Origin of the sequence: Pseudomonas chlororaphis (assembly GCF_001921865.1) — a bacterium.
Taxonomy (GTDB): Bacteria; Pseudomonadota; Gammaproteobacteria; order Pseudomonadales; family Pseudomonadaceae; genus Aquipseudomonas; species Aquipseudomonas chlororaphis_D.
In genome coordinates this window covers 222665-247021 of record NZ_MSCT01000018.1, presented here as the reverse complement: position 1 = coordinate 247021, position 24357 = coordinate 222665, and the positions used below count along the sequence as shown (strand labels likewise).

The following is a 24357-nucleotide window of genomic DNA, read 5'->3' as shown; positions in this document are numbered from 1 at the left end:
CTTGGCCCGGTGTCCATTCCTGAAAATCATTGAAGAAGCTTTAGAGCACCTCCTGCCGTGATACCGGCAGGAGGTGGCGCTGTTTAGCTGTAGTCGCTCACATAGGCCAGGATGCCCTGGCCGTGCAGGGTGTTACCGTTGTAACGGGTTGCTTGTAGCAGCACGGCGATCTGGTTGTCGCTGGCGACGACCTTAGGAAAGCTATTGCTGCTGTCGCCCGGGTTGGTCTGTGACATGCCCAATAGGACGCGCTGATGCCCTGGCGCTCGCTGACGCTGTATTTACGCGCGAAGCGTGCGAAACGCTCCCGAATTGCTGTCGGCCCAGACGGCGACAAAGTCGTCGCAGCCCTGGAGCAGCGTGGTGTCGATATCCTTCTGGATCAACGGCGTGAAGGCTGGAAGCAGGAAGGGCGGATACAGCACGCCATTCCTCGTTTGCAGGCGGGTATAGAGCGTGGGGTAGCCTGAAACCTTCGCCCCTTGATAGGTGCCGATCAGGTGACCGCTGGCATCGGTCTTCAGCACGCCGCGCAGGGATTCGTTGTCGGAGTCGTCGTAGAAAATATTCAAGCCGTTTGACCAATTGGTATTTATAAGTCACCTGTGACTGTTTGAGGAATGTCTTCGGAACAGCACCCGTCGGCTGTGCAGGGCCGCAAGGTTGGTTGAGTCGACGGCAAGCCGAATCTGCCTGATGGGCATAAATAAACGCTGGGGAGCCGTCGATGATGGCCGAAGCGAAATCCGCGGAGGGTGAATTGGACATGGAGGTTTGCGGGCGACTGGCTTGGAGGGCGTAGTGTAGGGGACACTCGGAATTCTGGAACCGTGGTGCAGCGAGGCAGGCTATCTGGATGCGCTTGTTATCGATGCCGGTCTGGCGGCCTTGTCGATGGCGCTCTTTGAATGGCTGAGATTCTTGCACGTGTCGAGTCGCGTTCCGTCCTTTCGCATCCAGCAAAATCAGAGTAGTCATTATTTTCTAATGCTCGATGATATTTTTTATTTAAAAAACATAAAGCTAGACCCGTACTTTTAAAGTTATGCCGAGTTGACGGGTAACTGTCTTTGTTTGCGGCTATATCAATACTGCTCTTCCGCTGCTGGCGCTGAATGCCGCGTGTCGTGCCCCTTCAAGGGAGCTCGCAGGTGAATAAGCGTTTTGTGCCAGTAATAGATGTCGCCGAATAAAGGTGCGACCCAGGATCAGCAAAATGTCGGCAGAAACACTGGCGGAGTAATCTTCATAACCACACTCGGGAATGCTTTGAGCGTTCTGCTTGCATCGGCGATAGGTCGGCTCGGGATACATAGGGGATTTGATGAGCAGTTTTATCGCTGGCGGATAGCTGTCTTGTTACTTGTTTTATTGTTTTCCCGCGTCGATCGATCACTGGCCGGTTTTTTCAGTCTCCCCAAAACGCCCATGGAGGACGCCCTACGGCACTTGCCATCCGCTTTACGTTAACGTCAAGATGCTCGGGCGCGGTTTTTCCCGTGGCGCAGGTTTTGCTTGTGCAAGCGAACCAGGGTCGGCCACGGGCCAAACTTCCCTTTACTGCCTTCTGAACCGGGTGTAGACATTGCCCATGGCTTGCGTGCTCCTCGCAATCCAAGGGAATGGACCGGGGAGGTACCGGGCGGACCGATTCGGAGCGCTTGATGACTCTTATAAAAACAACAACGGGCGAAGCTCGCCTGGCCCGGGAAAAACTCCATCGCGAAGGCGAAGTCCCGGATGGCGTATTGCGTGCGGAAATCGATGCGTCATGGCGGCGCAGCCTCAGCCATGGCGTGCACTTCAATAGCCAACCCGAACTGACCCTGGAATCCGGCGCCAGCCTCGAGGTGCTGCTGGCGAGCAATCGCCTGCTGCTCGACGCGGCGATACCCGCCATCGACTACCTGGCCGAGCGCCAGGGCAAGGACGGCCTGATCATCCTGGCCAACGCCGACGCCATCATTCTGTCGATCGAAGGCCGGGCCGACCGGCTCAAGGGCAGCGGCGTGCAGGACATCACCCTGGGTGCCTGCTGGAGCGAAGCCGCCCGCGGCACCAATGCCCTGGGCACGGCGCTGGTGGAGGCGCGCACGACCCTGATCGACTGCGGCGAACATTACCTGGATCGCCTGAGCCACTTCTCCTGCACCTCGGTGCCTATCCATTGTCCCCAGGGCGAGATCCTCGGCGTGCTCGACCTGACCCGCGAAGGACCGCTGGGGCGCTTCCAGGACAGCTCGGCGCTGTTGGCCATGGCGGTCAGCCAGATCGAGAGCCGGGTGTTCAACGCCTCCTACCCGGAGCACATCGTCCTGGCCTTCCACAGCCGCCGGCAGTACCTGGAGTCGCCCTGGCAAGGCTTGCTGGCGCTGAGCCTGGGCGGGCAGATCCTCGCGGTCAGCGGCCAGGCCTGCCAGTTGCTCGATGCCTCGCGCGCGGCTCTAGTGGGCCGCCGCTGCGAAGAGTTCCTCGGGGTCGACGGCCTGCACTTGCTGGCGCGCTTGCAACAGGGCGGGGTCGGCAGCCTGCAGACCGCCAAGGGCGAGTTTTTCTACAAGGCCCTGCGCGCGCCGCAGCGTTCGATCAATGTCGGCAGCGTGGCGAAAAGCGCACCGAAAAGCGCCGCGGCCCAGCCCCGGCTCGATGCCTTGGCCGGCAACAACGAACGTTATGCCCGCGCCTTGCGCATGGCCCGCCAAGGCCTAGCCAACGCCTTGCCGGTGTTGTTGCTGGGGGAAACCGGCACCGGCAAGGAAGTGGTCGCCCGCGCCTTGCACCTGGCCGGCAGCCGCGCCGACAAACCCTTTGTCGCGGTGAACTGCGCGGCGATCCCCGAAGGCCTGATCGAGTCCGAGCTGTTCGGCTATCGCGAGGGCGCCTTCACCGGTTCGCGCCGTGGCGGCATGATCGGCCGCCTGCAACAGGCCCATGGCGGCACCCTGTTCCTCGATGAAATCGGCGACATGCCGCTGGCCTTGCAAGCGCGCCTGCTGCGGGTATTGCAGGACCGCAAGGTGGCGCCGCTGGGCGCGGGCGAAGAGCAGGACATCGATGTGGCGCTGATCTGTGCCACCCACCGCGACCTCAAGCAGCAGGTGGCCGACAAGCAGTTTCGCGAAGACCTGTTCTACCGGGTCAACGGCATCAGCGTGATGCTCCCGGCGCTGCGCGAGCGCGAGGATTTCGACGCGCTGCTGGACACCTTGCTGAGCAAGCTCGGCAGCCCCGGCGTGCCCCTGGCCGCGGACTTGCGCCAACTGCTGGCCGGCTACCACTGGCCGGGCAATATCCGCCAGCTGGAGATGGTCCTGCGCACCGCCCTGGCGATGCGCGAGGAGGGGGATCGAGCCCTGGGCCTGGAACATCTGCCCGACAGCATGCTCGACGACCTCAACGCCGGCGAGCGGCCCGGCGCCGGCAGCATGCGCGAGAACCAGCTGGAGCTGATCCGCCAGGCGCTGGACAACCATCAGGGCAATGTTTCCGCCGCCGCCGATGCTCTGGGCATCAGCCGGGCGACCCTGTACCGCAAGCTCAAGCAGTTGCGCAGCTGATGTCGCGCCTGCTCAGCCGGCTGGTGGACAGCCCCGACCCCGCGGCCCTGCAAGCGGCCCTGCGCTGGCTCTATGGGTTCGTCCGCCCGCAGCGGCTGGCCATCGCCGGCCTGCTGGGGCTGTCGGTCGGCGCCTCGTTGCTGGTGCTGGTGCAGCCGTGGCTGACCAAGCTGCTGATCGACGACGGCCTGCTGGCCCGAGACTACGCCCGGCTGGTGTCGATCGCCGGGCTGATGATTCTCGCCGGGCTGCTGGGCACGGCGCTGTCGGGGATCAATCGCTACCTGCACACGCGCTTGTCGGGGCGGATCCTGTTCGCCCTGCGCGACGACCTGTACCGGCACTTGCAGCGCCTTTCGCCGGGCTTCTACGGGCAGCGGCGGATCGGCGACCTGATGTCGCGCCTGGACGGCGACGTCGCGGAGATCCAGCGCTTCGCCGTCGACTCGCTGTTCTCCGCGGTGTCCAGCGTGATCGGCCTGGTGGTGGCCCTGGCCCTGCTGGTGACCCTGTCCTGGCAACTGTCGTTGCTGGCGCTGCTGCTGATCCCCCTGGACCTGCTGTGGCTGCGCTGGATGCGGCGCAAGGTCGAGCGCGACGTGCGGCAGTTGCGCGAGCGTTCGGCGGACATGTCGTCGTTCATGGTCGAGACCCTGCCGGTGATGAAGTTCATCCAGAGCGCCGGCCAGCAGCAGCGCGAAGCACGGCGCCTGGAGCAACTGGGGCAGGGCTACATGAGCCAGTTGCTGCGCTTGCAGGTCAGCGAGTTCTTCACCCAGGCGGTGCCCGGCACCCTGACTTCGCTGTCGCGGGCCTGCGCGTTTTTGATCGGCGGTTATTGGGTGGTGCAGGGCACCTGGCAGCTGGGCGCGCTGATCGCCTTTTCCACTTATCTGGGCATGGCCGTGGGGCCGGTGCAGAGCCTGTTGGGGCTGTACGTGGCGATCCAGCGCATGACCGTCAGCCTGGGCCGGGTCATGGAGCTGCGCGGCGAAGCGCCGAGCGTGACCACTCCAGCGCAAGCGCTGCCGATGCCCAGCGGCGGCGAGCTGTGTTTCCAGGCCGTGCACTTCAGCCACCCGGGGCGGCCGAGCACCCTGCGGGGGATCGAGGCGCGCATTCCCTATGGGCTGAAGGTGGCCCTGAGCGGCGGCTCCGGCGTCGGCAAGTCGACCCTGATCGACCTGTTGCAACGCCACCACGACCCGCAGTCCGGGCAGGTGCTGCTGGACGGGATCGACCTGCGCCAACTCGACTTGTTCGAGCTGCGCCGGCGCATCGCCGTGGTCAGCCAGGACATCGTGCTGTTTCGCGGCAGCCTGGCCGACAACCTGGCCTACAGCGTGCCCGACGCACCGCGGGCGGCCGTGGCCGAAGTGGCGCGGTTGGCGCAACTGGACGGCCTGGTCGCCTCGCTGCCCGAAGGCCTGGACAGCCCCTTGGGCGAGCGCGGCCAGCAGTTGTCCGGCGGGCAGAAACAACGGATCGCGATTGCCCGCGCGCTGTTGCAGGACCCGTTGATCCTGGTGCTCGACGAAGCCACCTCGGCGGTGGACGAAAGCACCGAGCGCGAGGTGATCGAGGCCATCGACCGGCTGTTCGCCGGGCGCACGCGGATCCTCATCAGCCACCGGCCCTCGACCCTGGCCGACGCCGACCTGCGCTTCGAACTGGTGGACGGCCTGCTGCGGCCCACGCAGGTGACGCATGAAGCCTGAGCTGCGGATCGGTGTGGTCGACAGCGGGCACTTGCCCGGGCAACGCCCGCGGGTCGTGGCCGGGCGGCGCTTCTACCTGGTGGAGGACGGCGTGGGCGAGGGCGACCTGCGCGACGATCCGCTCGGCCACGGCAGCGCGATCATCGACGCGATCGCCGAGCGCGCGCCCCAGGCGTATTTTTGCGTCGCCCAGGTGTTCGATCAGCGGGGGGTCACCAGCGCGCTGCAGATCGCCAGCGCCCTGGACTGGCTGGTGAACCAGCAGGTGCGGCTGGTCAACCTGAGCCTGGGCTTGCGCCAGGACCGCAGCCTGCTGCGCGAAGCCTGCGCCGCGGCCCAGGTGCGCGGGGTGCTGTTGTGCGCTTCCAGCCCGGCCCAGGGCGAGGGGGTCTACCCGGCCCGTTACCCGGGCGTGTTGCGGGTGACCGGCGATGCCCGCTGCACCCCCGGGGAATGGTCGTGGCTCGACAGCCCGCAGGCCGACTTCGCCGCCTGCGTGCAGGGCAGCCACCCCGGCCAGTCCGGCGCCAGCCTGGGCTGCGCGGCGTTGAGCGGGCATATCGCCCGTTACCTGAGCGAGCACGCCGACGCCGACAACTCGCACATCATCCAGTGGCTACGCACCCATGCCCGCTACCACGGCCCCGAACGGCGTGGCTGGCCATGAAACCGATCCTGATTCTCGGCGCCGGCCCGGCCGGGGCCGCGGTGGCCCTGGGCTTGCGGCGCCTGGGCTACGCGGTGGCGCTGGTCAGCGAATGGCGCCGCTTCCCGGCCCTTGAAGGGGTGTCGCTGCGGGTGCTCGAAGCGCTGCGCGGCGCCGGCCTGGAGCGGGCGCTGCAGAGCGCTTTGCAAGCTTCGCAGCGCCAGGTGGCGTGGAACGGCGAGCAGCATGTGCAGAATGTCGAATACCTGCTGGACCGCCCGCGTTTCGATCGCGGCCTGCGCGAGGATTTGCGCGCGGCCGGCGTCGAGTTGATCGAAGGCCAGGTACTGGAGGTGCATTCGACGGCGACGGGGCATCGGCTGCGGATCGAAGGGCAGGCCGAGCGCCGCGCGGATTTCCTGGTGGAGGCGCGCGGGCGTCAGGCGCCGGCCTTGAGCAAGGCCCTTGGTAAGGCGGTGAGAGGGCCGCAAACCCTCAGCCTGCTCAACCGCTGGCAGGGCACGCCGGGCAGTACCGCCAGCGCGGTGCAAAGCCTGGAAGATGGCTGGGCCTGGATGGCGCGCCAGGCCGACGGCCAGTGTTATTGGCAACTGACGGTGGACGTGGCCAGCGCCGATCTGCCGGACAAGGCGCAGTTGCTCGATTATTGCCGCCGGCGCCGACTGGATTCAGCCTTGGCTCGGGATTTTTTCGGCGCCGGGCCGCAACTCGATGGGCAACTGCATGCGCGCAGCAGCACGGCGATCCTCTGCCCGCAGGTGTGCGGCGAGAACTGGATTCGCGTCGGCGACGCGGCCATGGCCGTGGACCCGCTGTCGGGAAATGGGATTTTCCAGTCGCTGTCCTCGGCGTTGCAGGCGCCGGCGGTGATCAACACCCTGTTGCAACGTCCCGAACGGGCGGCGTTGGCGCAGCGCTTCCATCGCCAGCGGGTGGAGCAGTTGTTCCTGCGCTTCGCCCGTATCGGCCGGGATTTCTACGCCGACGAGCAGCGTTGGGCCACGCAGCCGTTCTGGCAGGCGCGACGGCAATGGCCGGACTGCGAGCCGGCGCACGGTGCGGCGGACTTTGCCGCGTTGCGCATCGAGCGCGCGCCGGTGTTGCGCGACGGCCTGGTGGACGAAGCCGAGGTGGTGATCACCCCGGACCAGCCGCTGGGTATCTGGCATGTGCAGGGGGTGGAGCTGGCGCCGCTGCTGCGCCGTCTGCCCGACGAACCGGCGCAGCAAGTGCTGGCGGGGTTGAGCGAGGCGCAGGACCGGGCGGTGCGCGGCTGGTTGCTGGGGCAGGGGTATCGGCCCTGAGGGGATGGGGAATTGATCGCGAGCAAGCTCGCTCCTACAGAGTCGGTGCAATCCCTTGTAGGAGCGAGCTTGCTCGCGATGGCGTCCTCCCGCCGAACGCCTACAACTTGATCAACACCGATTTCAGCTCGGTGTAATGCTCGATCGCCGCATGCCCCATCTCCCGGCCCACCCCCGACATCTTGTAGCCGCCGAACGGCAGCGCCGGGTCGAGGGCGCTGTGGCAGTTGACCCAGACCGAACCGGACTTGATCCGCGGGATCATCCGGTGCACCGCCGCCAGGTCGTTGGACCAGATGCTCGCGCCCAGGCCGTAGGGGCTGTCGTTGGCCAGGCGCAGGGCGTCGGCTTCGTCGTCGAAGGGGATTGCCACCAGCACCGGGCCGAAGATTTCTTCCTGCACCAATGAGTGCTGCTGGTCGACGTCGACGATCACCGTCGGCTGGACGAAATACCCCGGGCCGAACCGCTCGCCGCCACAGGCGAGGGTGGCGCCGCTTTCCCGGCCCATTTCGATGTAGCGCGAGACCCGCTCCTGCTGCCGGGCGGATATCAGCGGGCCCATATCGACGCTGGCGTCCAGGCCGCTGCCGAGCTTCATGGTGTTGGCGATGCCGGCGATGTCGGCCACCACCCTGTCGAAATGCTTGCGCTGCACATACAACCGGGAGCCCGCGCAGCAGACCTGGCCCTGGTTGAAGAAGATCGCGCTGGCGGCGCCGGCCGCGGCGCTGGCAAGGTCGGCGTCGGCCATGACGAGGGTCGGCGACTTGCCGCCCAGCTCCAGGGTGACCCGGGTCATCGAGTCCATGGCGGTCTTGCCGATTTCCTTGCCCACCGCGGTGGAGCCGGTGAAGGTCAGCTTGTCCACCCGCGGGTTGCGGGTCAGGGCTGAGCCGGCGGTGATGCCGGTGCCGGTGACTACGTTGAACACGCCGTCGGGGTAGCCGGCTTCCTGCACCAGCTCGGCGAGTTTCAGCGCGGTCAGCGGAGTTTCGTCGGCCGGCTTGAGCACCACCGTGCAGCCGGTGGCCAGGGCCGGGCCGAGCTTCCAGCAGGCCAGCAGCAGGGGGAAGTTCCAGGCGACGATGGCGCCGACCACGCCCACGGCTTCGCGGCGGATGAAACTGTGGAACTGGTCGCCCGGCATCAACGGCAGCGACACCTCGACGCTGCTGCCTTCGATCTTGGTCGCCCAGCCGGCCATGTAGCGCAGGAAGTCGATGGCCAGTTGCACGTCCATGACCTGGGCCACCGCCGCGCTCTTGCCGTTGTTCAGGCATTCCAGCTGGGCCAGCAGCTCGGCGTCGCGTTGCATCAGGTCGGCGAGTTTCCACAGCAGGTTCTGCCGCTCCCGCGGGCGGGCACGGCTCCAGGGCGAATCGTCGAAGGCTTGGCGCGCGGCGAGTACCGCGCGGTCGACATCGTCCACTGTGGCGTGCGGCACCACGCACAGTACCTCGCCGGTGGCCGGGTTGTGCAAGGGCATGGTCTGGCCGTCGGCGGCCTCGACCCATTCGGCGCCGATCAGCATGCGCGGGGCGCGCTGGATAAACGCGGTGGTGGCGGGAAGCAGGGTTGCAATAGCCATGGCAGGACCTCTTGTTAGACGTGAGGCGAGGGCTTTCGCAATGCCTGTGCCAGTCTGCCGGAGGAGGGGCGCAGGGCTTGATTCCAGGGGGGCAGGGGGTCGCATGACGGGCGTATCGTAGCGAGCGAATGTCGCAATCTGAGACGGGTTTGAGACGCTTTCGCGTGGCCTGGCGAGCCTTCGCGGGAAGGACGCCAGGCCGGTGGCGATAGGTCAGTCGGGGTAGACCTTCTGCCCGCCTTTCCAGGTTTCGCAGACCGCGATGTCGCGGATGCTGCTGGCCGGTACGCGTTCGTCGAGCGGGTCTTGCCCGAGAATCACGAAGTCGGCGAAGTGGCCATCCTTCAGGGAGCCGGCCCAGCCTTCGGCATGGCACTGCCAGGCCGCGTCATAGGTGATGGCCTTCAGCGCCTGCTGGCGCGTCAGGCACTCGCCTTCGTTGAGGGTCGGCTGCAACGCGGCCTTGTCGATGAACCGGCCTTCTTCGTCGCGCTTGCCTTCCAGCTTGCGGGTCACCGCCTGTTCCATGGAGCGCAGGGGCCCCAGCGGCGTTACTGTGCAGTCGCTGTGCAGGGAGATCCGCAGGTTGTGGTCCAGGGCCGACTTGCACAGGTCGAGCATGTGGATGGCCTTGTCTTCGAAGATGGCGTTCTCGAAGGAGTAGCCCCAGTAGCCGACATGGCCGATCAGGAAGCTGGGCGAGATGCCCAGGCGACTCATGTGCCGCAGGTCGTTCTCGCTCAGCAGCGAGCAGTGTTCGATGCGGTGGCGTTTTTCCAGGGCGCTGTCGCCTTGCAGGGCGTCTTCATAGGCTTGCAGGGTGAACTCGATGGCCCGGTCGCCGTTGGCGTGAATCATCAGCGGCCAGCCAGTGTTCATCGCCAGGCGCACCACCGCCTTGTAGCGGGCGGGCGTATGGCTCGGGGTGTCGTGCTGCGGGTCTTCGCAGAAGTTGAAATTGCCGTACGGGCGATCCGTCTCGCAGCAATAGGGTTGCGCCTGGTACCCCGTCAGCCCCTGGTTGGAACCGTCGGACACCAGCTTGACCCCGCCCTGGTAGAAGGTCCGGGCTTCCTCGCGGGTGGGCGCGCGGTAGCGCGGCAGCTTGCCGAGGCTCTCCAGGGTGCCGTTGCAGGCGGCGGCATAGCCGATCCGCAGGTGCCTGGGGTGGGCCAGGAAGTAGGCGGCCAGCACCCACTTGGACTGGCTGTCCATCATGGCGTCGTAGAGCAGCGTCACCCCGCGGCTGGAGGCTTGGCGAAAGTACGCCTTGAGGTGAGTGAAAATGTTCAGCAGTTGCAGGGCTTGCTGGGCCGGAATGGCATTGATGGCCGCGGTGATCCCGGCCTCTTCCTGCATCACCCCCCGGGTGGCCTCGAAGTATTGCGAATAGCTGGGGTACTGCTCGCGCAGCTTGGCGTTTTTCGGCGCCTCATACACCGCCCGGCAGGCCGCGCTGTTCAGGTAGACGGTGTGCATGGATGCGCTGATCAGCAGGATCGGTTGCTGCCGGGTGACGCTGTCCAGGTTGCCGACGTTGGCGGCGGCCGGGTCGAAGTCGGGGTCGCAGCGAAAGTCGATGAGCCTGTTCAGGCCGTCCTTGACCACCTCGAAGGGCATCAGCGCCGGATCGACCCCGCGCCCCAGGAACCAGCTCGAACTGTCCTTGGGCAGGTGGTCCTGGATGTGCTGCTTCAGCCAGCGCCAGTCATAGGGCTCCTTCCTCAGCCGCTGGTCGTCGCCGAAGGGGCCCAGGTCTCGCCAGTCCTCGATGGCACAGGACTGCACGATGTGCACATGGGGCTCGATCAGGCCGGGCAGCAGGGTCTTGCCCTCCAGCGAGCGGACCTTGTAGGCGATACCCAACGCGCGCATGCGGGCTTCGACCAGGGCCAGGGTGCCCGTGGCGACGACATCGCCGGCATGGATGCCCAGGGCCTCGACCCGCTCGCTCATGTTGCCGTCGCGCAAGGGGTAGATGGTGCCGCCGGTGAAGACCAGCGACAGGCCGTTGGCGTCCGTTGCCTGCTCCCGCGCGCCGGGCGCCTGGCCGATGGGGTCCAGGGTGTCCTTGAGGGTATTCCAGACGGGGTTGTGGCACCCGCATTGGGTGCAGTTGTGATCACTTCCATTTGATCCCATGACGCGTTCCTCGATTGAGTGGTGTACGACAAGCGAACCGATGTGCCGGCCCGGATTTCAAGCGTAGCAGCGGCGCCGGGAGGTGGTGGCGCGGCTGGCGGGTTCGCGGCCGGCGCGGGGCCTGAACTTATGGGACGCGAATTCGTCCTAAAGGGGCCTCGCAAGGAGGCATCGATCAAGGAGAGGTACATGAAGATTTCAACGATCCTGGGAACCGCCGCGCTGCTGGCCCCCCTTTTCGCCCAGGCGGGCGCGGCCCCGGCCGAACCGGAACAGCCGGCGTTCCAGAGCAGCGCGGCCCACTATCGCTGCGAAGGCGGGGTAGCGGTGCAGGCGGCGTACCTGAATATCGACAACGGCGCCTCGTTCGCCACCCTGTATTACAAGGGCCAGCTGATTCCGATGCATCGCGCCCGCTCGGGTTCCGGGGAGCTGTACATCGCCGACGACGAGCAGAACAGCTTCCGCTGGCACACCAAGGGCGATTCCGGGGTGTTGAGCTTCCTGGAAGCCGACCACACCGCCGAGGAGCAGTTGCTGCTCAGGGACTGCAAGGAACAGAAGGCCGAGGCGCAATAACGCCTCGCCTTTCAACCTCTGTGGTTGTGTGTCGACCTTCGATCCGCCATCGCGAGCAAGCTCGCTCCTGCAGAGGGTTGCGTATTCCCTGTAGGAGCGAGCTTGCTCGCAATAGATCTAGCGGTTGAAGCGCTCCACCAGCGAGTACTGGGTGGTGGCGGTCTGGGTCAGTTCCTTGCTCAGTTCGGCCGAATGATGGGCCTGTTCCGAGGTCTGGTCGGCCAGCTGGGCGATGGTGCTGATGTTGCGGCTGATCTCCTCGGCCACCGCGCTCTGTTCCTCGGTGGCGGCGGCGATCTGGGTGGTCATCTCGGTGATGTTGGCCACCGCGTCGCTGATGCCCAGCAGCGCCTGGTCCGCCTCCAGCACCCGGGCCACGCCTTCCTCGGCCTGGCGCTGGCCGTTCTGCATGCTTTGCACGGCATTGTGCGAGGACGTCTGCAACTGGGTGATCAGCTCATGGATCTGCTGGGTGGACTGCGCGGTGCGCTGGGCCAGTTGGCGGACCTCGTCGGCCACCACGGCGAAACCGCGGCCCATGTCGCCGGCGCGGGCCGCTTCGATGGCGGCATTGAGCGCCAGCAGGTTGGTCTGGTCGGCGATGCCCTTGATCACGTCGACCACGGTGCCGATCTCGTCGCTGTCCTTGGCCAGTTGCGCGACGTTCTCCCCCGTTTCGCCGACCACCGCCGACAACCGTTCGATGGCTTCGCGGGTGTCGCGCGTCACTGCGCGGCCGCGCCCGGTCAACTGGTTGGCGGCCTGGGTGGCGTCGGCGGTGCGCTGCACGTGGCCGGCGACTTCCTGGGTGGTGGCGGCCATCTGGTTGACGGCGGTGGAGACCTGTTCGGTTTCCACCCGCTGCCGTTCCAGGCCGCGGGAGCTGTCGCCGGCCAGGGTGTCGGAGCGGCTGGCCAGGACATTGAGCAACTCGGCGCTGTCCTGCAAGCGGGTGAGGCAGGTTTTCAGGCGTGCGCCCTGGCTGACGAAGGCGGTTTCCAGGCGGGCCTGGGGGCCTTGGGCGTCGCTGTACATCTGGGCGATCAACGGGTCGCAGGTCGAGGCGTCGACTTGTTGCAACAGGCGCTGCGCGGCGCGGTCGCGACGCTGCCCCGCCAGCAGGCCCAGGGGCACGGAGAGCGCGGCGGTCACGGCCAGTGCCACGGGCGGCGCCAGCCAGAGAGCGCTCAGGCAGCCGGCCACGCCCATGCCCAGGAACGGCGTCCAGGCCAGCAGCGCCGGCTGCCAGCGATGTCGCTGGGGGATGGCCGGTTGCTGGCGGTTGAGGCGCTGGTACAGGGCTTGCGCACGGCGGACCTGGTCGGTGCCGGGTTTGACCCGCACTGACTCGTAGCCGACGATCTTGCTGCCCTCGAAAATCGGCGTGACGTAGGCGTTGACCCAGTAGTGGTCGCCGTTTTTCGAGCGGTTCTTGACGATGCCCATCCACGGCTGGCCCTGTTTCAGCGCGGCCCACATGTGGGCGAAGACCGCGGGCGGGACGTCGGGATGGCGGACGATATTCTGTGGAGCGCCAATCAGGTCGTCGCGGTCGAAGCCGCTGATGTCGACGAAGGCATCGTTGCAGTAGCTGATGACGCCGTGGGCGTCGGTGGTGGAGATGAGTTTCTGGTGCGCCCCCAGGGCCACTTCACGTTGTGTTACGGGCTGATTGTTTTTCATGTCCTGATTGCTCCTTGTGTCCTTCCAAGCCCATCGGCACCAACCAGAACTATCTTAGCCAGTTTTTAGAAAATTCCTTTCATAACAATTAGTTGCATTCCCATTCCCGCGATTTCCCCGCCAGGCACGCAGGTCATTGAGTTTCCTGGAAAAAATCCGTCTTCGTCGGCGCCTCGACGGGCAGCGGCGAATCCGTCGCATGGCGTGTCAACCCAGGATTTTCCTTAGGAGCCGTGGGCGCCGAGGGCGTATTGCAGGACTTGCAAGGCATGGATGAGCCGCGCCTTGCGTTTGTCGATGATGCGCGGATCGCCATAACGCTGCGCGGCGTCGAGTTCGATCTGGCGCAACATCACCTGATATTCGGCCTGGCGCAGGGGCGGGTTGTGCTCGAAGTGCAGGCCGTCGCAGTAACGGCTGAGGGGCTCCAGCGCCTGGTGCAGGCCGGCCAGTTGCCGGTACTGCGGGTCAGGCAGGAGTTTTTCCAGGCTGCTGCTGATCGCTTCGCCCCGGGTCAGGCAACTGTCGGTGGTGTCCGGCAAGACCGGTCGGGGGTGTTCCGGGGTGTGTTCCAGATTGGCTGCCAGGCCCAGCAACGCCAGCAGGGTCAGCAGAGAGAGGGGGATGAGCGGTTTCATGAAGGTCCTTGAAACGACAGGCAGGCGGGGCGCTATCTTCAAGAGCCAGCGCCCGCCGGACTATCAGACACAACTGAAAGTGCTCGGGTAGTTTCTGAGTTTCCCGGCCGGGCCGGGCAGCGGGTCAGCGCGAGCCGTGCATCCGCTCGATCACCGCCCACAGCCGCGGGTCGTTGAAGTCTTCGATGACCAGGTCGGCGCCGGCGGCCAGCAGGGCCTCGGGGCGCTGGCTGGTGGCCAGGCCGACTGTGAAGGCCCCGGAACCGACCGCCGCGGTCAGGCCCGGGATCGAGTCCTCGAAGGCGATGCCGGCCGCGGCCCGGGCGCCCAGGCATTCCAGGCCGGTGAGGTAGGGCAGCGGGTCGGGTTTGGCGCGGGGCAGTTCCTCGGCCACCAGCACCGTGGCGAAACGCTCGCGCAGCCCCAGCACGTGCAGCATGTGTTCGGCGTTGGCCCGCGGCGCATTGGTGACCACGCAGACCCCGATCTCATTCGCCCGGGCGAAATCCAGCAGGCGCAGCAAACCGGGCAGCGGCGTCAGTTGCGGCGACAGTTGGCGAAAGCGCGCCTCCTTGCGGTCGGCGAAGGCCTCGTGCTCGGCCAGCGAGCGCTCGGGGAACAGGTAGCGGCACATGTTGGCATTGGCCTGGCCGCTGACATGCGCCTCGAACTCTTCCTGGGTGAACACCCGGCCGTCTTCTTCCAGCAACAGTTGCTGCAGGGCCAGCAGGTGCAATTGGTCGGTGTCGGTCAGGGTGCCGTCGAGGTCGAAAAGCAGGGCGGTGAGCATGGCGGGTTTCCTGTCAGGCCCTCTCGGGGCTGGTGGCTGAAGCGTTTAAGTCGGCATCCTAGCAGGGCGAAGACGCCTTGATCGAGAACAGGGCAGTTCGCCGCGTGGGGATTTATTCCTTGTGCGCCTGAGTACAGGTCAAAGGTTTGGGGATGTTGACTGCGTTCTGCTTAGGGGCTGTGCTGGAGGTGCCGGTAGGCGACCTCCTGACGATATTGGGACAGCCTAAGGTTTGGCCCTGTCATGCTTGCACTGTCCCAAGCGTTCAGTATCCGTGCCACTGCCTTTGCTTGTGTCAACGTTCTCTCGTTGTCGCGCCCGTCTCAGAGTGGAACAGTTGTCGCGAAATTAAACGCGCCGGGCCGGCGCGCGCCGGGGGCATTCATCGTGAAGCGCTGGCAAGCCATTGAAAAATAGCCTCATTTATAAGCTGGCACGCTCCGTGTATTGCTCGTCTCAGACGTTTCGCTTGCCTCCATGCCCGGCGCGACCGGGCGTGGCAGAAACCCATAAGAACGACGAACTACAACAATAAGAAGCACCGTGGAGGTCCGACCTTGATCAAGAGCACACTCCGAGCAGGCCTGTCCGGCGGCCTGCTGGCGCTGGCTGTCTGCGCTGCCCTGCATGCCCCACCCAGCCTGGCCGCACGCGAGGCCCAGGCGATCCTCAAGGAAACCTGCCAGGGCTGCCACACCCCGCAAGCGGACGGGGCCCTGAGCCGTATCAGCCAGCAGCGCAAGACCCCGGAAGGCTGGCTGATGAGCATCGCCCGCATGCAGGTCATGCACAGCTTGCAGATCAGCGACGACGACCGTCGCGCCCTGGTCAAGTACCTGGCCGATACCCAGGGCCTGGCGCCGAGCGAGACCGACGGCGTGCGTTACGCCCTGGAGCGGCGCCTGAACACCGTGGAGAAATTCGACGAGCAGACGAGCCAGATGTGCGGCCGCTGCCACTCCGGCGCGCGGGTCGCCCTGCAACGGCGGCCGGCCCAGGAATGGGAACGCCTGGTGAACTTCCACCTGGGCCAATGGCCGTCCCTGGAGTACCAGGCGCTGGCCCGCGACCGCGACTGGTTCGACCTGGCGCGCAAGGACATGGTGCCGCTGCTGGCCAAGCGTTATCCGCTGGACAACCCGGCCTGGAAAAAATGGCTGGACAGCGCGCCGAAAGCCCAGGCCCTGGCGGGCGACTGGAGCTTCAGCGGCCATGCGCCGGGCAAGGGCGAACTGGCCGGCATCATGAGCGTCACGGCCGACGCCGGCGACAGCTTCAAGGTCAGCGTCAAGGGCCAGTACGCCGACGGCAGCCCGTTCAATGGCGAAGGCAGCGCGATTCTCTACAGCGGCTACGAATGGCGCGGCAATGTGAACATCGACGGCGTGAGCATGCGCCAGGTGTTCGCCGCCCAGGGCAGTGCCCTGCAGGGGCGGATGTTCGAGGCCGAGCACGACGAGCGCGGCCTGGACTTCGTCGCCGCCAAGCAGGGCAGCAGCCGTCTGCTGGCGGCGCAACCGGGGTATCTGAAGGCCGGCACCGAGACTGAAGTCACCCTGATCGGCAGCGGCCTCACCGGCAAGCCGAGCTTTGGCGACGGCGTGCAAGTGCTCGAAGTCATCGAGCAGAGCCCGGAGCGAATCAAGGTCAAACTCAAGGCGGCTGCCAATGCCCGACCGGGCCTGCGCAACATCACTGTCGGCGCGCTGAAAGGCCCGACGCTGTCGGTCTACAGCAAAATCGCCGCAGTCAAAGTCGTGCCGGAATTCTCGGTGGCACGGATCGGCGAGGGCGGCGGTTCGACGCCGAAAGTCCAGGGCCGCTTCGACGCCGAAGCCTGGGGTAAGGGCGCCGACGGCAAGCCGTATCGCATCGGCGTGTTCCCGGCGCAGTGGAAGGTCGAGGCCTTCGACGATCGCGCCAGGGACGACGAAGACGTCAAGTTCGCCGGCACCATGCAGGCCGACGCGGGCGTGTTCATGCCGGGCGATGCCGGGCCGAACCCGGCGCGCAAGATGTCCACCAACAACGCCGGCAACCTCAAGGTGATCGCCGCCGTCGACGACGCAGGGAAGTCCCTGAGCGGCGAAGGCCACCTGATCGTCACCGTGCAACGCTGGAACAATCCACCCATTCCCTAAGGCGCGGTCCGCGGCTTCAGACACTCTTTCGGAATGACCGCAGGCCCTGCAAGGCGGGGTCGGCACAGGAGGTTTGCAATGGGCGCTACCTTGAATCTGGTCGAACGCAACCTGCACGAAGTGCGGGTCGACGCCGACCGCATGCTGTTCCATATCCCCAGCAGTTCGCTGTTCGCCAGCGACGAGCTGACCGGCACCATCATCGACACCTTGCGCGGCCCCGGCTGCACCCCCGAAGACCTGGTCCAGCGCCTTGGCGCGCGGTTCGACGGCGAGGATATCCACGAGACCCTGCGCGAGCTGATCGCCCTGGAACTGGTCAGCGACGGCTCGCCGCTGACCCCGGAGATCGCCCTCAAGCGGGTCGAGCGCACGGCGATCAACACCGTGGTGCTCAACGTCAACACCGGCTGCAACCTGAGCTGCACCTACTGCTACAAGGAAGACCTGGACAAGCCCTCGGCGGGCAAGAAGATGGACGTCGAGACGGCCATCGCCTCGGTGGAAATGCTGCTCAAGGAATCCCCCGACGAACAGCGCTTCACCGTGGTGTTCTTCGGCGGCGAACCGCTGAGCAACCGCAAGCTGATCGAGTACATGGTCGACTATTGCGAGAAACGCTTTGGCGCGGCGGGCAAGCAGGTGGAGTTCGTCATGACCACCAACGCCACGCTGCTCACCGAAGAGACGGTGGACTACCTCAACGCCCACCGCTTCGGGCTCTCGGTGAGCATCGACGGACCCAAGACCGTGCACGACCGCAACCGCATCACCGTGGGCGGGCAGGGCACCTACGACGTGGTGCGGCGCAAGGCGCAGATGCTGCTGGCGCGCTACGACAGCCGCCCGGTCGGCGCGCGGGTGACCCTGACCACCGGGGTCACCGACGTGGAAACCATCTGGGACCACCTGTTCAACGAGCTGGGGTTCGCCGAGGTCGGTTTTGCCCCGGTGACCTCGGGCGATATCAGCAGCTTCAACCTCACGGGCGACGAGCTGATCGAAGTCTTCGCCAGCATGAAGCGCCTGGGCCGGCGTTACCTGGAGGCGGCCCTGGAACACCGCAATATCGGCTTTTCCAACCTGCACCAGCTGATCACCGACATCCACGAAGGCCACAAGAAGGCGCTGCCCTGCGGCGCCGGGCTGAAGATGTTGGCGGTGGACCACAAGGGCGAGCTGAACCTGTGCCACCGCTTTACCGGCTCGTCGCTGCCGACCTTCGGCAACGTGCGCGACGGTGGGGTCAAACAGATGGAACTCAACGACTTCCTGTCCCAGCGCCTGGACCGGACCAACACCGGCTGCGACAGCTGCCGCATCCGCAACCTGTGCTCTGGCGGCTGCTACCACGAGAGCTACGCCCGCTACGGCGACCCGGCGCACCCCACGTATCACTATTGCGAACTGATGCGTGACTGGGTGGATTTCGGCATCGAGGTCTACAGCCGGATCATGGCCCACAACCCGGCCTTCATCAGCCGTTACATCACCCCGCGCAAGGCTCACTGACATGAAGCATCTCAAGCCGATCAATAACAAAGCCCAGCAGCTGGAACAGGCTGCCGACGAGAACCGGATCGAAGAAGTGGTGGCCATGAGTTCGGTGGCCGGGTGCGCCTCGACCACCGACCCGGGTTGGGAAATCGATGCCTTCGGCGGCGTGTCGTCGTTGTGCCAGCCGATGGAGGCCGACCTCTACGGCTGCTCCGACCCGTGCTGGTGGCCGGCCCAGGTGCCGGACATGATGAGCACCTACCCCGACTGGAACAAGGACGCCCAGGCCTCCAACGAGAACTGGCGCAATCTCGGCACCGTCTTTCCCAAAGATAAATAGCCCAAAGACAAATGACCGGATCTTTAGAAGGAATCCAGCATGCTTCGCAAAAATGCCTGCGGCCTGGCCGCTTCCGTGATCCTGGGGGCTTGTTCGCTCGGCGCCCTGGCCGATGACAACACGCCGCTCAACCCCGGCCACGAATACATGGTCGTCACCAACTACCCGAACAACCTGCACGTGATCGACCTGGCCAGCGACACGCTGTACAAGTCCTGCACGCTGCCCGACGCCTTCGGCCCCGGCACCGTGCAGTTGGCGCCGGACCGCAAGGTTGCCTATGTGCTGAACAACCACTACGCGGATGTCTACGGCGTCGAGCTGGACAGCTGCAAGCAGGTGTTCCACGCCAGCATCACCCAGCAGCCGGGGGAGAAGGCGCGCTCGATGTTCGCCTTCACCGTCAGCCACGACGGCAAGGAGCTGTACACCGTGGCCAACCCGACGCTGATGCTCAACGACCGCTACGAGGTCAAGCAGCCGCGGCTGGATGTGTACGCCACCGACGCCGGACTCAAGGCGAAACCCGTGCGCAGTTTTCCCGCGCCACGGCAGTTGACCATCATGCAGAGCGGCGACGACGGCACCCTGTATGTGGCCGGCGCGGATGTCTACAAGGTCGACGTCAAGACCGGCACGTTCGACGTGCTGATTCCCAGCCGCCACTGGAAACGCCCGAACTACAGCGCCCCGGACGTGCTCTACGTGTGGAACCAGCAAACCTTCCGCCATGACTTCTCGCTGCTCTACACCGCGGCGAAATTCAAGGACCAGAAGCAGGACCCGGCCACCGCCGAGTACCTGTACGGCCTGTTCAGCGTCGACTTGAAGACCGGCAAGAGCGAAACCACCGACTTTGGCCCGCTGACGGAAATCTACTTCAGCGGCATGCGCTCGCCGAAGGACCCGAACCTGATGTTCGGCGTGCTCAACCGCCTGGCCAAGTACGACATCAAGCAGAAGAAGCTGATCCAGGCCGCCACCCTGGACCATTCCTACTACTGCATTTCCTTCAACCAGGACGGCAGCAAGATCTACCTGGCCGGGACCTTCAACGATGTGGCGATCTTCGATGCCGACAGCCTGAAACCGCTCGGCACCATCAAGCTGCCGGGCGGCGACATGGCGATCACCACGGCCCAGGTGTTCGTGCGCTAATCGCGAACGAACTCGCTCCTGCAAGGGGCGTACGCGCTCTGCTTGTTGTAGGAGCGCAGCTTGCTCGCGATAAACGATGACGCGGTGCGCCAGGCGTTCGGTGGTGTGGCCATCGCGAGCAAGCTCGCTCCTACAAGGACCGCGATTCTTCTGTAGGAGCGAGCTTGCTCGCGAAAAACCTCAAGATCGCCGCCTCTTCAACTGGCCGGCACCGGGCAGCTCAGGTCGCCTTCCTGGCACTTGAGGTAGGCCTTGAACGCCTCGACCCGAGCCTTGGTCAGGTCGGTGACACAGTTGCCGTAGATCAACGGATAGACGCTGCCCCCGGCGACCCCGGAGGCGGCGAACCCACACTCCGCATCCCGAAACGCCACCCAGGCCCGCTGGGCGCCGACCAGCAGCTTCTTGCCTTCGGGGTTGTCCTTCAAACGCTGGTTGATGCGCTGGTAAAGGGTGTTCAACTCCTGGTCGGCGGCCTTGTGCTGTTGCGCCGCGCACTGGTTCATGGCGCTCTGGCTGGTGGCGTTGGCGCAGTCGTCGGCCAAGGCCAGCGGGATGCAGAACAGCGGCGCCAGGGCCAGGTACACGCGTGGGTTCATGACGATTCTCCGGTTGAACGGTGATGGATCGGCAACGGGCATTGCCGGGTGTTGGTGCGGCACGGGCGACGGCTCAGTCGCCGCCGGACAGCTCGAACGCCGCGGCCTCGACGGCGCGCACCTTGGACAGCGTGTAGGGCGCGATATCCAGGCGATCCAGGCGCCTGCCGTAGGCCTGGTTGAAGTCCTGGTAGAACCCGGCGAAATCGGCGGCGGCGATCAACTGCTCGATGTCCCGGAGGTAGGCGCGGTAGTGATTGATATTGCTCATGTAGCTGTTGGAGGGTTTATTGCCGGTCGCCGCCCAGGTCCGCGCGACTTTCGAGTCCCAGATCGGGTAGAGGTCCGGCCGGACAAAGTGCAGGAGCTTGGAGGCGCCCACCACCGAATGCAGGCTGTTGGCCAGGTCCTGCATCGGCTGCTTGTCGATCACGGTGGGCGAGGTGAGGGCGCTGGCCAGGGCGTGCGAAGCCTGGTCGAGATGCTTGGCGTTCACCCGCGCCACCCGGGGCATCCAGCCGTAGCACATGGCCGACAGTTGCAGCAGCAGGTCGGCGCTGTTGTGGTGGGCTGTCGCGAGGGTTTTCGAGGCGTGCAACAGCGCCGGGTAGGCGCGCATGTAGGTCAATGCCTGGAGCGTCGGCTCGATCGGCTGTTTGTCGATGATCGATATCGCTTTGCGCAGCTTGGCAAGGGTGATTCTGGGGACGGTCTGGCTCATTGGGTGGTGGCATCCATGGGGGTGGCCCCTGGCGAGCGTAGCGCCATTTTCACGGCGGAGGGGTGGGGGATTATGCCGCGTCAGGCTCGGGTAGCGACAAGTAATAATGCAACTTCAAGGTTGCGCTTTTGCCGAGAGCGTCTAGGGTCAACTCACTGGAGGTGACCCATGAACTCATCAGATCGTATCGAAAGAAAGATCCTGCTCAAGGCGCCGCAAGCCCGCGTCTGGGCCGCGCTGGCCGATGCTGAGGCGTTCGGCAGCTGGTTCGGCGTGGCGCTGGCGGGGCAGCGGTTTGTCGTCGGGCAGCGGACCCGCGGGCAGATTACCTACCCTGGCTACGAACACCTGGTCTGGGACGTGCGGGTGGAACAGCTGGAGCCTGAGCATCTGTTCGCGTTCAGCTGGCACCCTTACGCGGTGGAACCGGGCGTCGACTATTCCGCCGAGCCCTGCACCCGGGTGCAATTCGAGCTTGAAGAACTGGACGGCGGCACCCTGCTGCGGGTGGTCGAGTCCGGCTTCGACGGCATCCCGCCGGAACGCCGGCTCAAGGCGTTTCGCATGAACAGTCGCGGCTGGGACGAACAGATGAGCAATATCGAGACCTACCTTGGACCCTGAGACCTTAGCCATCCCCCCGCCGCTGGACCGTTCGGCCTTGATCTTCGCGGCACTGGGCGACGAGACCCGTCTGCGGCTCGTCGCCATCTTGTGCGGCGGCGGCGCGCTGTCGATCGCCCAACTGACCCTCGGTACCCAGATCAGCCGCCAGGCCGTGACCAAGCACCTGCACGTACTGGCCCAGGCCGGCCTGGTGCGCGACGCCAAGCTGGGGCGCGAACGGCGGTGGGCCTTCGAGCCGGCCCGGCTGGCCGAGGCCCGGCGTTCGCTGGAAGTGATCGGCCAGCAATGGGATCATGCCCTGGGCCAATTGCAGGCGTTTGTCGAGTCATAACGGAAACCGTCACGGATGTTCGAGCCTTACCTGAAACACTGGAATTTGCGGGTCGATGGCGCGCCGATCGTCACCCCTGGCAGCCACCTGCTGCCGGTGCGCCTGGACGGCGCGCCGGCCATGCTGAAGATCGCCCTCGACGACGAGGAAAAACACGGCAACCGCCTGATGGCCTGGTGGGCCGGGGAGGGCGCCGCCCAGGTCTACGGCCATCACGGCGATGGGCTGCTGATGGAGCGAGCCATGGGCCGGCGCTCGCTGATGCAAATGGCGCTGGCCGGCGAAGACGACGAGGTCAGCCGGATCGTCTGCGCCAGCCTGGCGCGCCTGCATGCGCCGCGCGCTGCGCCGTTGCCGCCGCTGTTGAGCCTGGGGGAATGGTTCCAGGCCCTGCGTCCGGCCGCCCGGCGCGAAGGCGGGGTTTTCCGGCGCAGCCTGGCCACGGCCGAGGAGCTGTTGGCGACGCCTCGCGAGCAGGTGGTGCTGCACGGCGATATTCATCACGACAACGTGCTGGATTTCGAGCAGCGCGGCTGGCTGGCGATCGATCCCAAGCGGGTCATGGGCGAACGCGGTTTCGACTTCGCCAACCTGATCTGCAACCCGGACCTGCCGACCAGCGCCGACCCGCGGCGTTTCACCCGCCAGGTCGAGGTCATCGCCCAAGCCGCGGGGCTGGAACGCAAGCGCCTGCTGCAATGGGTACTGGCCTATACCGGGTTGTCGGCGGCGTGGTTTCTCGAGGACGGCGAGGTCGCCAGCGCGGAGCACGAGCTGCAGGTGGCGGAGTTGGCCATCCGCGCGCTGGAAGGCGCGGTCTAGAAACATTCGCCCGTTGGCTTATGGCAAAAGGCTTACATGCGCTGCCGGATATTTCGTCTGTTGCCGTTTGCGCCACCGGCTTAATCTTCTTCCACCACTGCAGCGCAGGATGCGCTCAGGGTCATGGAAGACCGACCATTGCAAGGATTGCAGCGACAGGGAGTCGTAATGGTCTTGAAAGAAACCCGCTTCGGCGGGTTTTTTTTCGCCTGCGAAAAAGTGGTGGCGCTACAGGTGGCGGATTTCGTCCGGGACATTGCCCCAGTTGTCATGGCGGCCATCGGCATAGTGCACCGGGGCGGCGAGCAGTTCCTGCAGGTCGATATCGTCCAGGGTCATCACCTGCACCGCGACGTAGTCGCCGCCGATTTCCTGCACGTGTCCGCGGCCGAACGAACGCACGCCGCAACGCTTGCAGAACAGGTGATGGGTAGTGCCGGTGTTGAAGCGGTAGTCGCTCAGCGCCTGTTCGCCGCCGAGCAGGCGAAACGCCTTGGGCGCGACGATCGCGTTCCAGTTGCGGGTCTTGCTGCAGATCGAGCAATTGCACTTGTTGGTACCCTGGCTCAAGTCGATGTCGACTTCGTAGCGCACCGCGCCGCAATGGCAACTGCCGCTATAGGTCTTGTGCATCGCCGGGCTCCTGGAGAAAGACAGAGCCAGAGTGTAGGAGCTGTCCGGGCCGCCTGCCGGGAGCCGCCGGTCATTTTGCCGGGCCCCCGGCCGGTTGCGGCCGCATTCGCTCGTGGCGCCTCAGGCCTGCTGCCAGCGGGCCACGACCCGCTCGACGATTTCGCCGCGCTGCTTGAGGGAGCTCGCCGCCAGTTGCAGGGCTTGCGTCACCACCGCGCTCGGCGCGGTCTGCGGGCTACCGGCGGCGAACGGCGGGGCCGGGGCGTATTCCAGTTGCAACTGGACCCGCTGCGCGGTCGCCTCGTCGAACAGCTCGGCGGCCAGGGTCAGGGCAAAGTCGATCCCGGCGGTAATCCCGCCGCCGGTCAGCAGGTTGCCGTCGCGGACCACGCGTTCCTGCACCGGGATCGCCCCCAGCGGCGCCAGCAGCGAGTGATAGGCCCAATGGGTGGTGGCGCGTTTGCCGTGCAGCAGCCCGGCGGCGCCGAGCACCAGGGAGCCGGTGCACACCGAGGTGACGTAGCGCGCCTGCGCCGCTTGCCGGCGGATGAAGTCCAGGGTCTGCGGGTCCTCCATCAATGGCCCGACCCCCGAGCCGCCGGGGATGCAGAGCACGTCGAGCGGCGGGCACTCGGCGAAGCCGGTGGTCGCCTGCAGCACCAGGCCGGAACTGGAAACCAGCAGCCCGCGCTCTTTCCAGACCAGGTGCAGCTGCACGTCCGGCAGCGCTGCCAGCACATCGTAGGGCCCCGTCAGGTCGAGTTGCTGGACGTTGGGGAACAACAGGAAACCAATCTGCAGCGTCATGGGCTATCTCCC

23 protein-coding genes are annotated in these 24357 nt (G+C 65.6%); 12 read left to right on the top strand and 11 right to left on the bottom strand.

Annotation, left to right across the window (positions count from 1 at the left end; translation table 11 throughout):
• Positions 1-83: 83 nt before the first annotated feature.
• Together BTN82_RS31400 and BTN82_RS19910 are read right to left on the bottom strand one after the other, a co-directional pair.
• Complete coding sequence (locus tag BTN82_RS31400; protein ID WP_186828422.1) at positions 84-236, bottom strand: hypothetical protein; 153 nt, start codon at positions 234-236, stop codon at positions 84-86.
• Between the two features lie 45 nt (positions 237-281).
• A complete protein-coding gene (locus tag BTN82_RS19910) occupies positions 282-572 on the bottom strand; it encodes a hypothetical protein (protein ID WP_075120814.1) in 291 nt (96 codons plus the stop codon).
• 1092 nt (positions 573-1664) lie between these two features.
• Between BTN82_RS19910 and BTN82_RS19905 the strand changes: the two genes are divergently transcribed.
• From BTN82_RS19905 to BTN82_RS19890, 4 genes are read left to right on the top strand one after another with little or no spacing between them, the layout of a single operon-like run.
• Positions 1665-3557, top strand: coding sequence for a sigma-54-dependent Fis family transcriptional regulator (locus BTN82_RS19905; RefSeq protein WP_075120813.1), 1893 nt, complete (start codon positions 1665-1667; stop codon positions 3555-3557).
• Entirely contained in the window at positions 3557-5275 is a 1719-nt protein-coding gene (locus tag BTN82_RS19900) for an ABC transporter ATP-binding protein (RefSeq protein WP_075120812.1), read from the top strand. Before BTN82_RS19905 ends, BTN82_RS19900 begins: the two co-directional genes overlap by 1 nt.
• The gene (locus BTN82_RS19895) at positions 5265-5942 is read left to right on the top strand and encodes a S8 family serine peptidase (RefSeq protein ID WP_075120811.1); all 678 of its coding nucleotides are present in this window, start codon (positions 5265-5267) and stop codon (positions 5940-5942) included. The genes BTN82_RS19900 and BTN82_RS19895 overlap by 11 nt, the downstream gene beginning before the upstream one ends.
• The gene (locus tag BTN82_RS19890) at positions 5939-7246 is read left to right on the top strand and encodes an NAD(P)/FAD-dependent oxidoreductase (protein ID WP_075120810.1); all 1308 of its coding nucleotides are present in this window, start codon (positions 5939-5941) and stop codon (positions 7244-7246) included. The genes BTN82_RS19895 and BTN82_RS19890 overlap by 4 nt, the downstream gene beginning before the upstream one ends.
• 100 nt (positions 7247-7346) lie before the next feature.
• On the opposite strand, the gene BTN82_RS19885 is transcribed toward BTN82_RS19890, so the two are convergent.
• Positions 7347-8837, bottom strand: coding sequence for an aldehyde dehydrogenase family protein (locus BTN82_RS19885; protein ID WP_075120809.1), 1491 nt, complete (start codon positions 8835-8837; stop codon positions 7347-7349).
• Between the two features lie 213 nt (positions 8838-9050).
• Positions 9051-10979, bottom strand: coding sequence for an amidohydrolase (locus BTN82_RS19880; protein WP_075120808.1), 1929 nt, complete (start codon positions 10977-10979; stop codon positions 9051-9053).
• Positions 10980-11168: 189 nt separating this feature from the next.
• Here BTN82_RS19880 and BTN82_RS19875 point away from each other — a divergent pair, with 189 nt between their 5' ends.
• Entirely contained in the window at positions 11169-11558 is a 390-nt protein-coding gene (locus BTN82_RS19875) for an MliC family protein (RefSeq protein ID WP_075120807.1), read from the top strand.
• Positions 11559-11675: 117 nt separating this feature from the next.
• On the opposite strand, the gene BTN82_RS19870 is transcribed toward BTN82_RS19875, so the two are convergent.
• The 3 genes from BTN82_RS19870 to BTN82_RS19860 form a co-directional block, all read right to left on the bottom strand.
• On the bottom strand, positions 11676-13241 hold the full coding sequence (locus tag BTN82_RS19870) for a methyl-accepting chemotaxis protein (RefSeq protein ID WP_075120806.1): 1566 nt from the start codon (positions 13239-13241) through the stop codon (positions 11676-11678).
• A gap of 224 nt (positions 13242-13465) precedes the next feature.
• Positions 13466-13879 (bottom strand): DUF1090 family protein, encoded by a 414-nt coding sequence (locus BTN82_RS19865; RefSeq protein ID WP_075120805.1) that lies wholly within the window; start codon positions 13877-13879, stop codon positions 13466-13468.
• A gap of 124 nt (positions 13880-14003) precedes the next feature.
• A complete protein-coding gene (locus BTN82_RS19860) occupies positions 14004-14669 on the bottom strand; it encodes an HAD family hydrolase (RefSeq protein ID WP_075120804.1) in 666 nt (221 codons plus the stop codon).
• A gap of 560 nt (positions 14670-15229) precedes the next feature.
• Here BTN82_RS19860 and peaA point away from each other — a divergent pair.
• The 4 genes from peaA (at position 15230) to peaD (ending at position 19805) form a co-directional block, all read left to right on the top strand.
• Positions 15230-16810: a quinohemoprotein amine dehydrogenase subunit alpha gene (peaA, locus tag BTN82_RS19855; RefSeq protein WP_075120867.1), complete on the top strand. Its 1581-nt coding sequence runs from the start codon at positions 15230-15232 to the stop codon at positions 16808-16810.
• Positions 16811-16888: 78 nt separating this feature from the next.
• Positions 16889-18322 carry a quinohemoprotein amine dehydrogenase maturation protein gene (gene peaB / locus BTN82_RS19850; protein WP_075120803.1) on the top strand — a complete coding sequence of 478 codons (1434 nt, stop codon included), beginning with the start codon at positions 16889-16891 and terminating at the stop codon, positions 18320-18322.
• Position 18323: 1 nt separating this feature from the next.
• On the top strand, positions 18324-18647 hold the full coding sequence (gene qhpC / locus BTN82_RS19845) for a quinohemoprotein amine dehydrogenase subunit gamma (RefSeq protein ID WP_075120802.1): 324 nt from the start codon (positions 18324-18326) through the stop codon (positions 18645-18647).
• 39 nt (positions 18648-18686) lie between these two features.
• Positions 18687-19805, top strand: a complete 1119-nt coding sequence (peaD, locus tag BTN82_RS19840) for a quinohemoprotein amine dehydrogenase subunit beta (RefSeq protein WP_075120801.1) — start codon at positions 18687-18689, stop codon at positions 19803-19805.
• 197 nt (positions 19806-20002) lie between these two features.
• Here the strand turns inward: peaD and BTN82_RS19835 are convergent, their stop codons facing one another.
• Positions 20003-20404, bottom strand: a complete 402-nt coding sequence (locus tag BTN82_RS19835) for a lysozyme inhibitor LprI family protein (RefSeq protein ID WP_075120800.1) — start codon at positions 20402-20404, stop codon at positions 20003-20005.
• 73 nt (positions 20405-20477) lie between these two features.
• Positions 20478-21125: a DUF6308 family protein gene (locus tag BTN82_RS19830; RefSeq protein ID WP_075120799.1), complete on the bottom strand. Its 648-nt coding sequence runs from the start codon at positions 21123-21125 to the stop codon at positions 20478-20480.
• Positions 21126-21293: 168 nt separating this feature from the next.
• Here BTN82_RS19830 and BTN82_RS19825 point away from each other — a divergent pair, with 168 nt between their 5' ends.
• From BTN82_RS19825 to BTN82_RS19815, 3 genes are read left to right on the top strand one after another with little or no spacing between them, the layout of a single operon-like run.
• A complete protein-coding gene (locus BTN82_RS19825) occupies positions 21294-21749 on the top strand; it encodes an SRPBCC family protein (protein WP_075120798.1) in 456 nt (151 codons plus the stop codon).
• Positions 21739-22083 carry an ArsR/SmtB family transcription factor gene (locus BTN82_RS19820; RefSeq protein ID WP_075120797.1) on the top strand — a complete coding sequence of 115 codons (345 nt, stop codon included), beginning with the start codon at positions 21739-21741 and terminating at the stop codon, positions 22081-22083. Before BTN82_RS19825 ends, BTN82_RS19820 begins: the two co-directional genes overlap by 11 nt.
• A gap of 15 nt (positions 22084-22098) precedes the next feature.
• A complete protein-coding gene (locus BTN82_RS19815) occupies positions 22099-22905 on the top strand; it encodes an aminoglycoside phosphotransferase family protein (RefSeq protein ID WP_075120796.1) in 807 nt (268 codons plus the stop codon).
• A 228-nt stretch (positions 22906-23133) separates the two neighbouring features.
• Here BTN82_RS19815 and BTN82_RS19810 read toward each other — a convergent pair whose 3' ends face one another.
• Together BTN82_RS19810 and inhA are read right to left on the bottom strand one after the other, a co-directional pair.
• On the bottom strand, positions 23134-23538 hold the full coding sequence (locus BTN82_RS19810; protein ID WP_075120795.1) for a GFA family protein: 405 nt from the start codon (positions 23536-23538) through the stop codon (positions 23134-23136).
• A gap of 120 nt (positions 23539-23658) precedes the next feature.
• The gene (inhA, locus tag BTN82_RS19805) at positions 23659-24345 is read right to left on the bottom strand and encodes an isonitrile hydratase (RefSeq protein ID WP_075120794.1); all 687 of its coding nucleotides are present in this window, start codon (positions 24343-24345) and stop codon (positions 23659-23661) included.
• Positions 24346-24357: the final 12 nt, after the last annotated feature.

Bases quoted from the DNA above. Each gene is read 5' to 3' on its own strand.
- BTN82_RS31400 (WP_186828422.1), bottom strand. From the start codon at position 236: ATGTCACAGACCAACCCGGGCGACAGCAGCAATAGCTTTCCTAAGGTC.
- BTN82_RS19905 (WP_075120813.1), top strand. From the start codon at position 1,665: ATGACTCTTATAAAAACAACAACGGGCGAAGCTCGCCTGGCCCGGGAA.
- BTN82_RS19900 (WP_075120812.1), top strand. From the start codon at position 3,557: ATGTCGCGCCTGCTCAGCCGGCTGGTGGACAGCCCCGACCCCGCGGCC.
- BTN82_RS19895 (WP_075120811.1), top strand. From the start codon at position 5,265: ATGAAGCCTGAGCTGCGGATCGGTGTGGTCGACAGCGGGCACTTGCCC.
- BTN82_RS19890 (WP_075120810.1), top strand. From the start codon at position 5,939: ATGAAACCGATCCTGATTCTCGGCGCCGGCCCGGCCGGGGCCGCGGTG.
- BTN82_RS19885 (WP_075120809.1), bottom strand. From the start codon at position 8,837: ATGGCTATTGCAACCCTGCTTCCCGCCACCACCGCGTTTATCCAGCGC.
- BTN82_RS19880 (WP_075120808.1), bottom strand. From the start codon at position 10,979: ATGGGATCAAATGGAAGTGATCACAACTGCACCCAATGCGGGTGCCAC.
- BTN82_RS19875 (WP_075120807.1), top strand. From the start codon at position 11,169: ATGAAGATTTCAACGATCCTGGGAACCGCCGCGCTGCTGGCCCCCCTT.
- BTN82_RS19870 (WP_075120806.1), bottom strand. From the start codon at position 13,241: ATGAAAAACAATCAGCCCGTAACACAACGTGAAGTGGCCCTGGGGGCG.
- BTN82_RS19865 (WP_075120805.1), bottom strand. From the start codon at position 13,879: ATGAAACCGCTCATCCCCCTCTCTCTGCTGACCCTGCTGGCGTTGCTG.
- BTN82_RS19860 (WP_075120804.1), bottom strand. From the start codon at position 14,669: ATGCTCACCGCCCTGCTTTTCGACCTCGACGGCACCCTGACCGACACC.
- peaB (WP_075120803.1), top strand. From the start codon at position 16,889: ATGGGCGCTACCTTGAATCTGGTCGAACGCAACCTGCACGAAGTGCGG.
- qhpC (WP_075120802.1), top strand. From the start codon at position 18,324: ATGAAGCATCTCAAGCCGATCAATAACAAAGCCCAGCAGCTGGAACAG.
- peaD (WP_075120801.1), top strand. From the start codon at position 18,687: ATGCTTCGCAAAAATGCCTGCGGCCTGGCCGCTTCCGTGATCCTGGGG.
- BTN82_RS19835 (WP_075120800.1), bottom strand. From the start codon at position 20,404: ATGAACCCACGCGTGTACCTGGCCCTGGCGCCGCTGTTCTGCATCCCG.
- BTN82_RS19830 (WP_075120799.1), bottom strand. From the start codon at position 21,125: ATGAGCCAGACCGTCCCCAGAATCACCCTTGCCAAGCTGCGCAAAGCG.
- BTN82_RS19825 (WP_075120798.1), top strand. From the start codon at position 21,294: ATGAACTCATCAGATCGTATCGAAAGAAAGATCCTGCTCAAGGCGCCG.
- BTN82_RS19815 (WP_075120796.1), top strand. From the start codon at position 22,099: ATGTTCGAGCCTTACCTGAAACACTGGAATTTGCGGGTCGATGGCGCG.
- BTN82_RS19810 (WP_075120795.1), bottom strand. From the start codon at position 23,538: ATGCACAAGACCTATAGCGGCAGTTGCCATTGCGGCGCGGTGCGCTAC.
- inhA (WP_075120794.1), bottom strand. From the start codon at position 24,345: ATGACGCTGCAGATTGGTTTCCTGTTGTTCCCCAACGTCCAGCAACTC.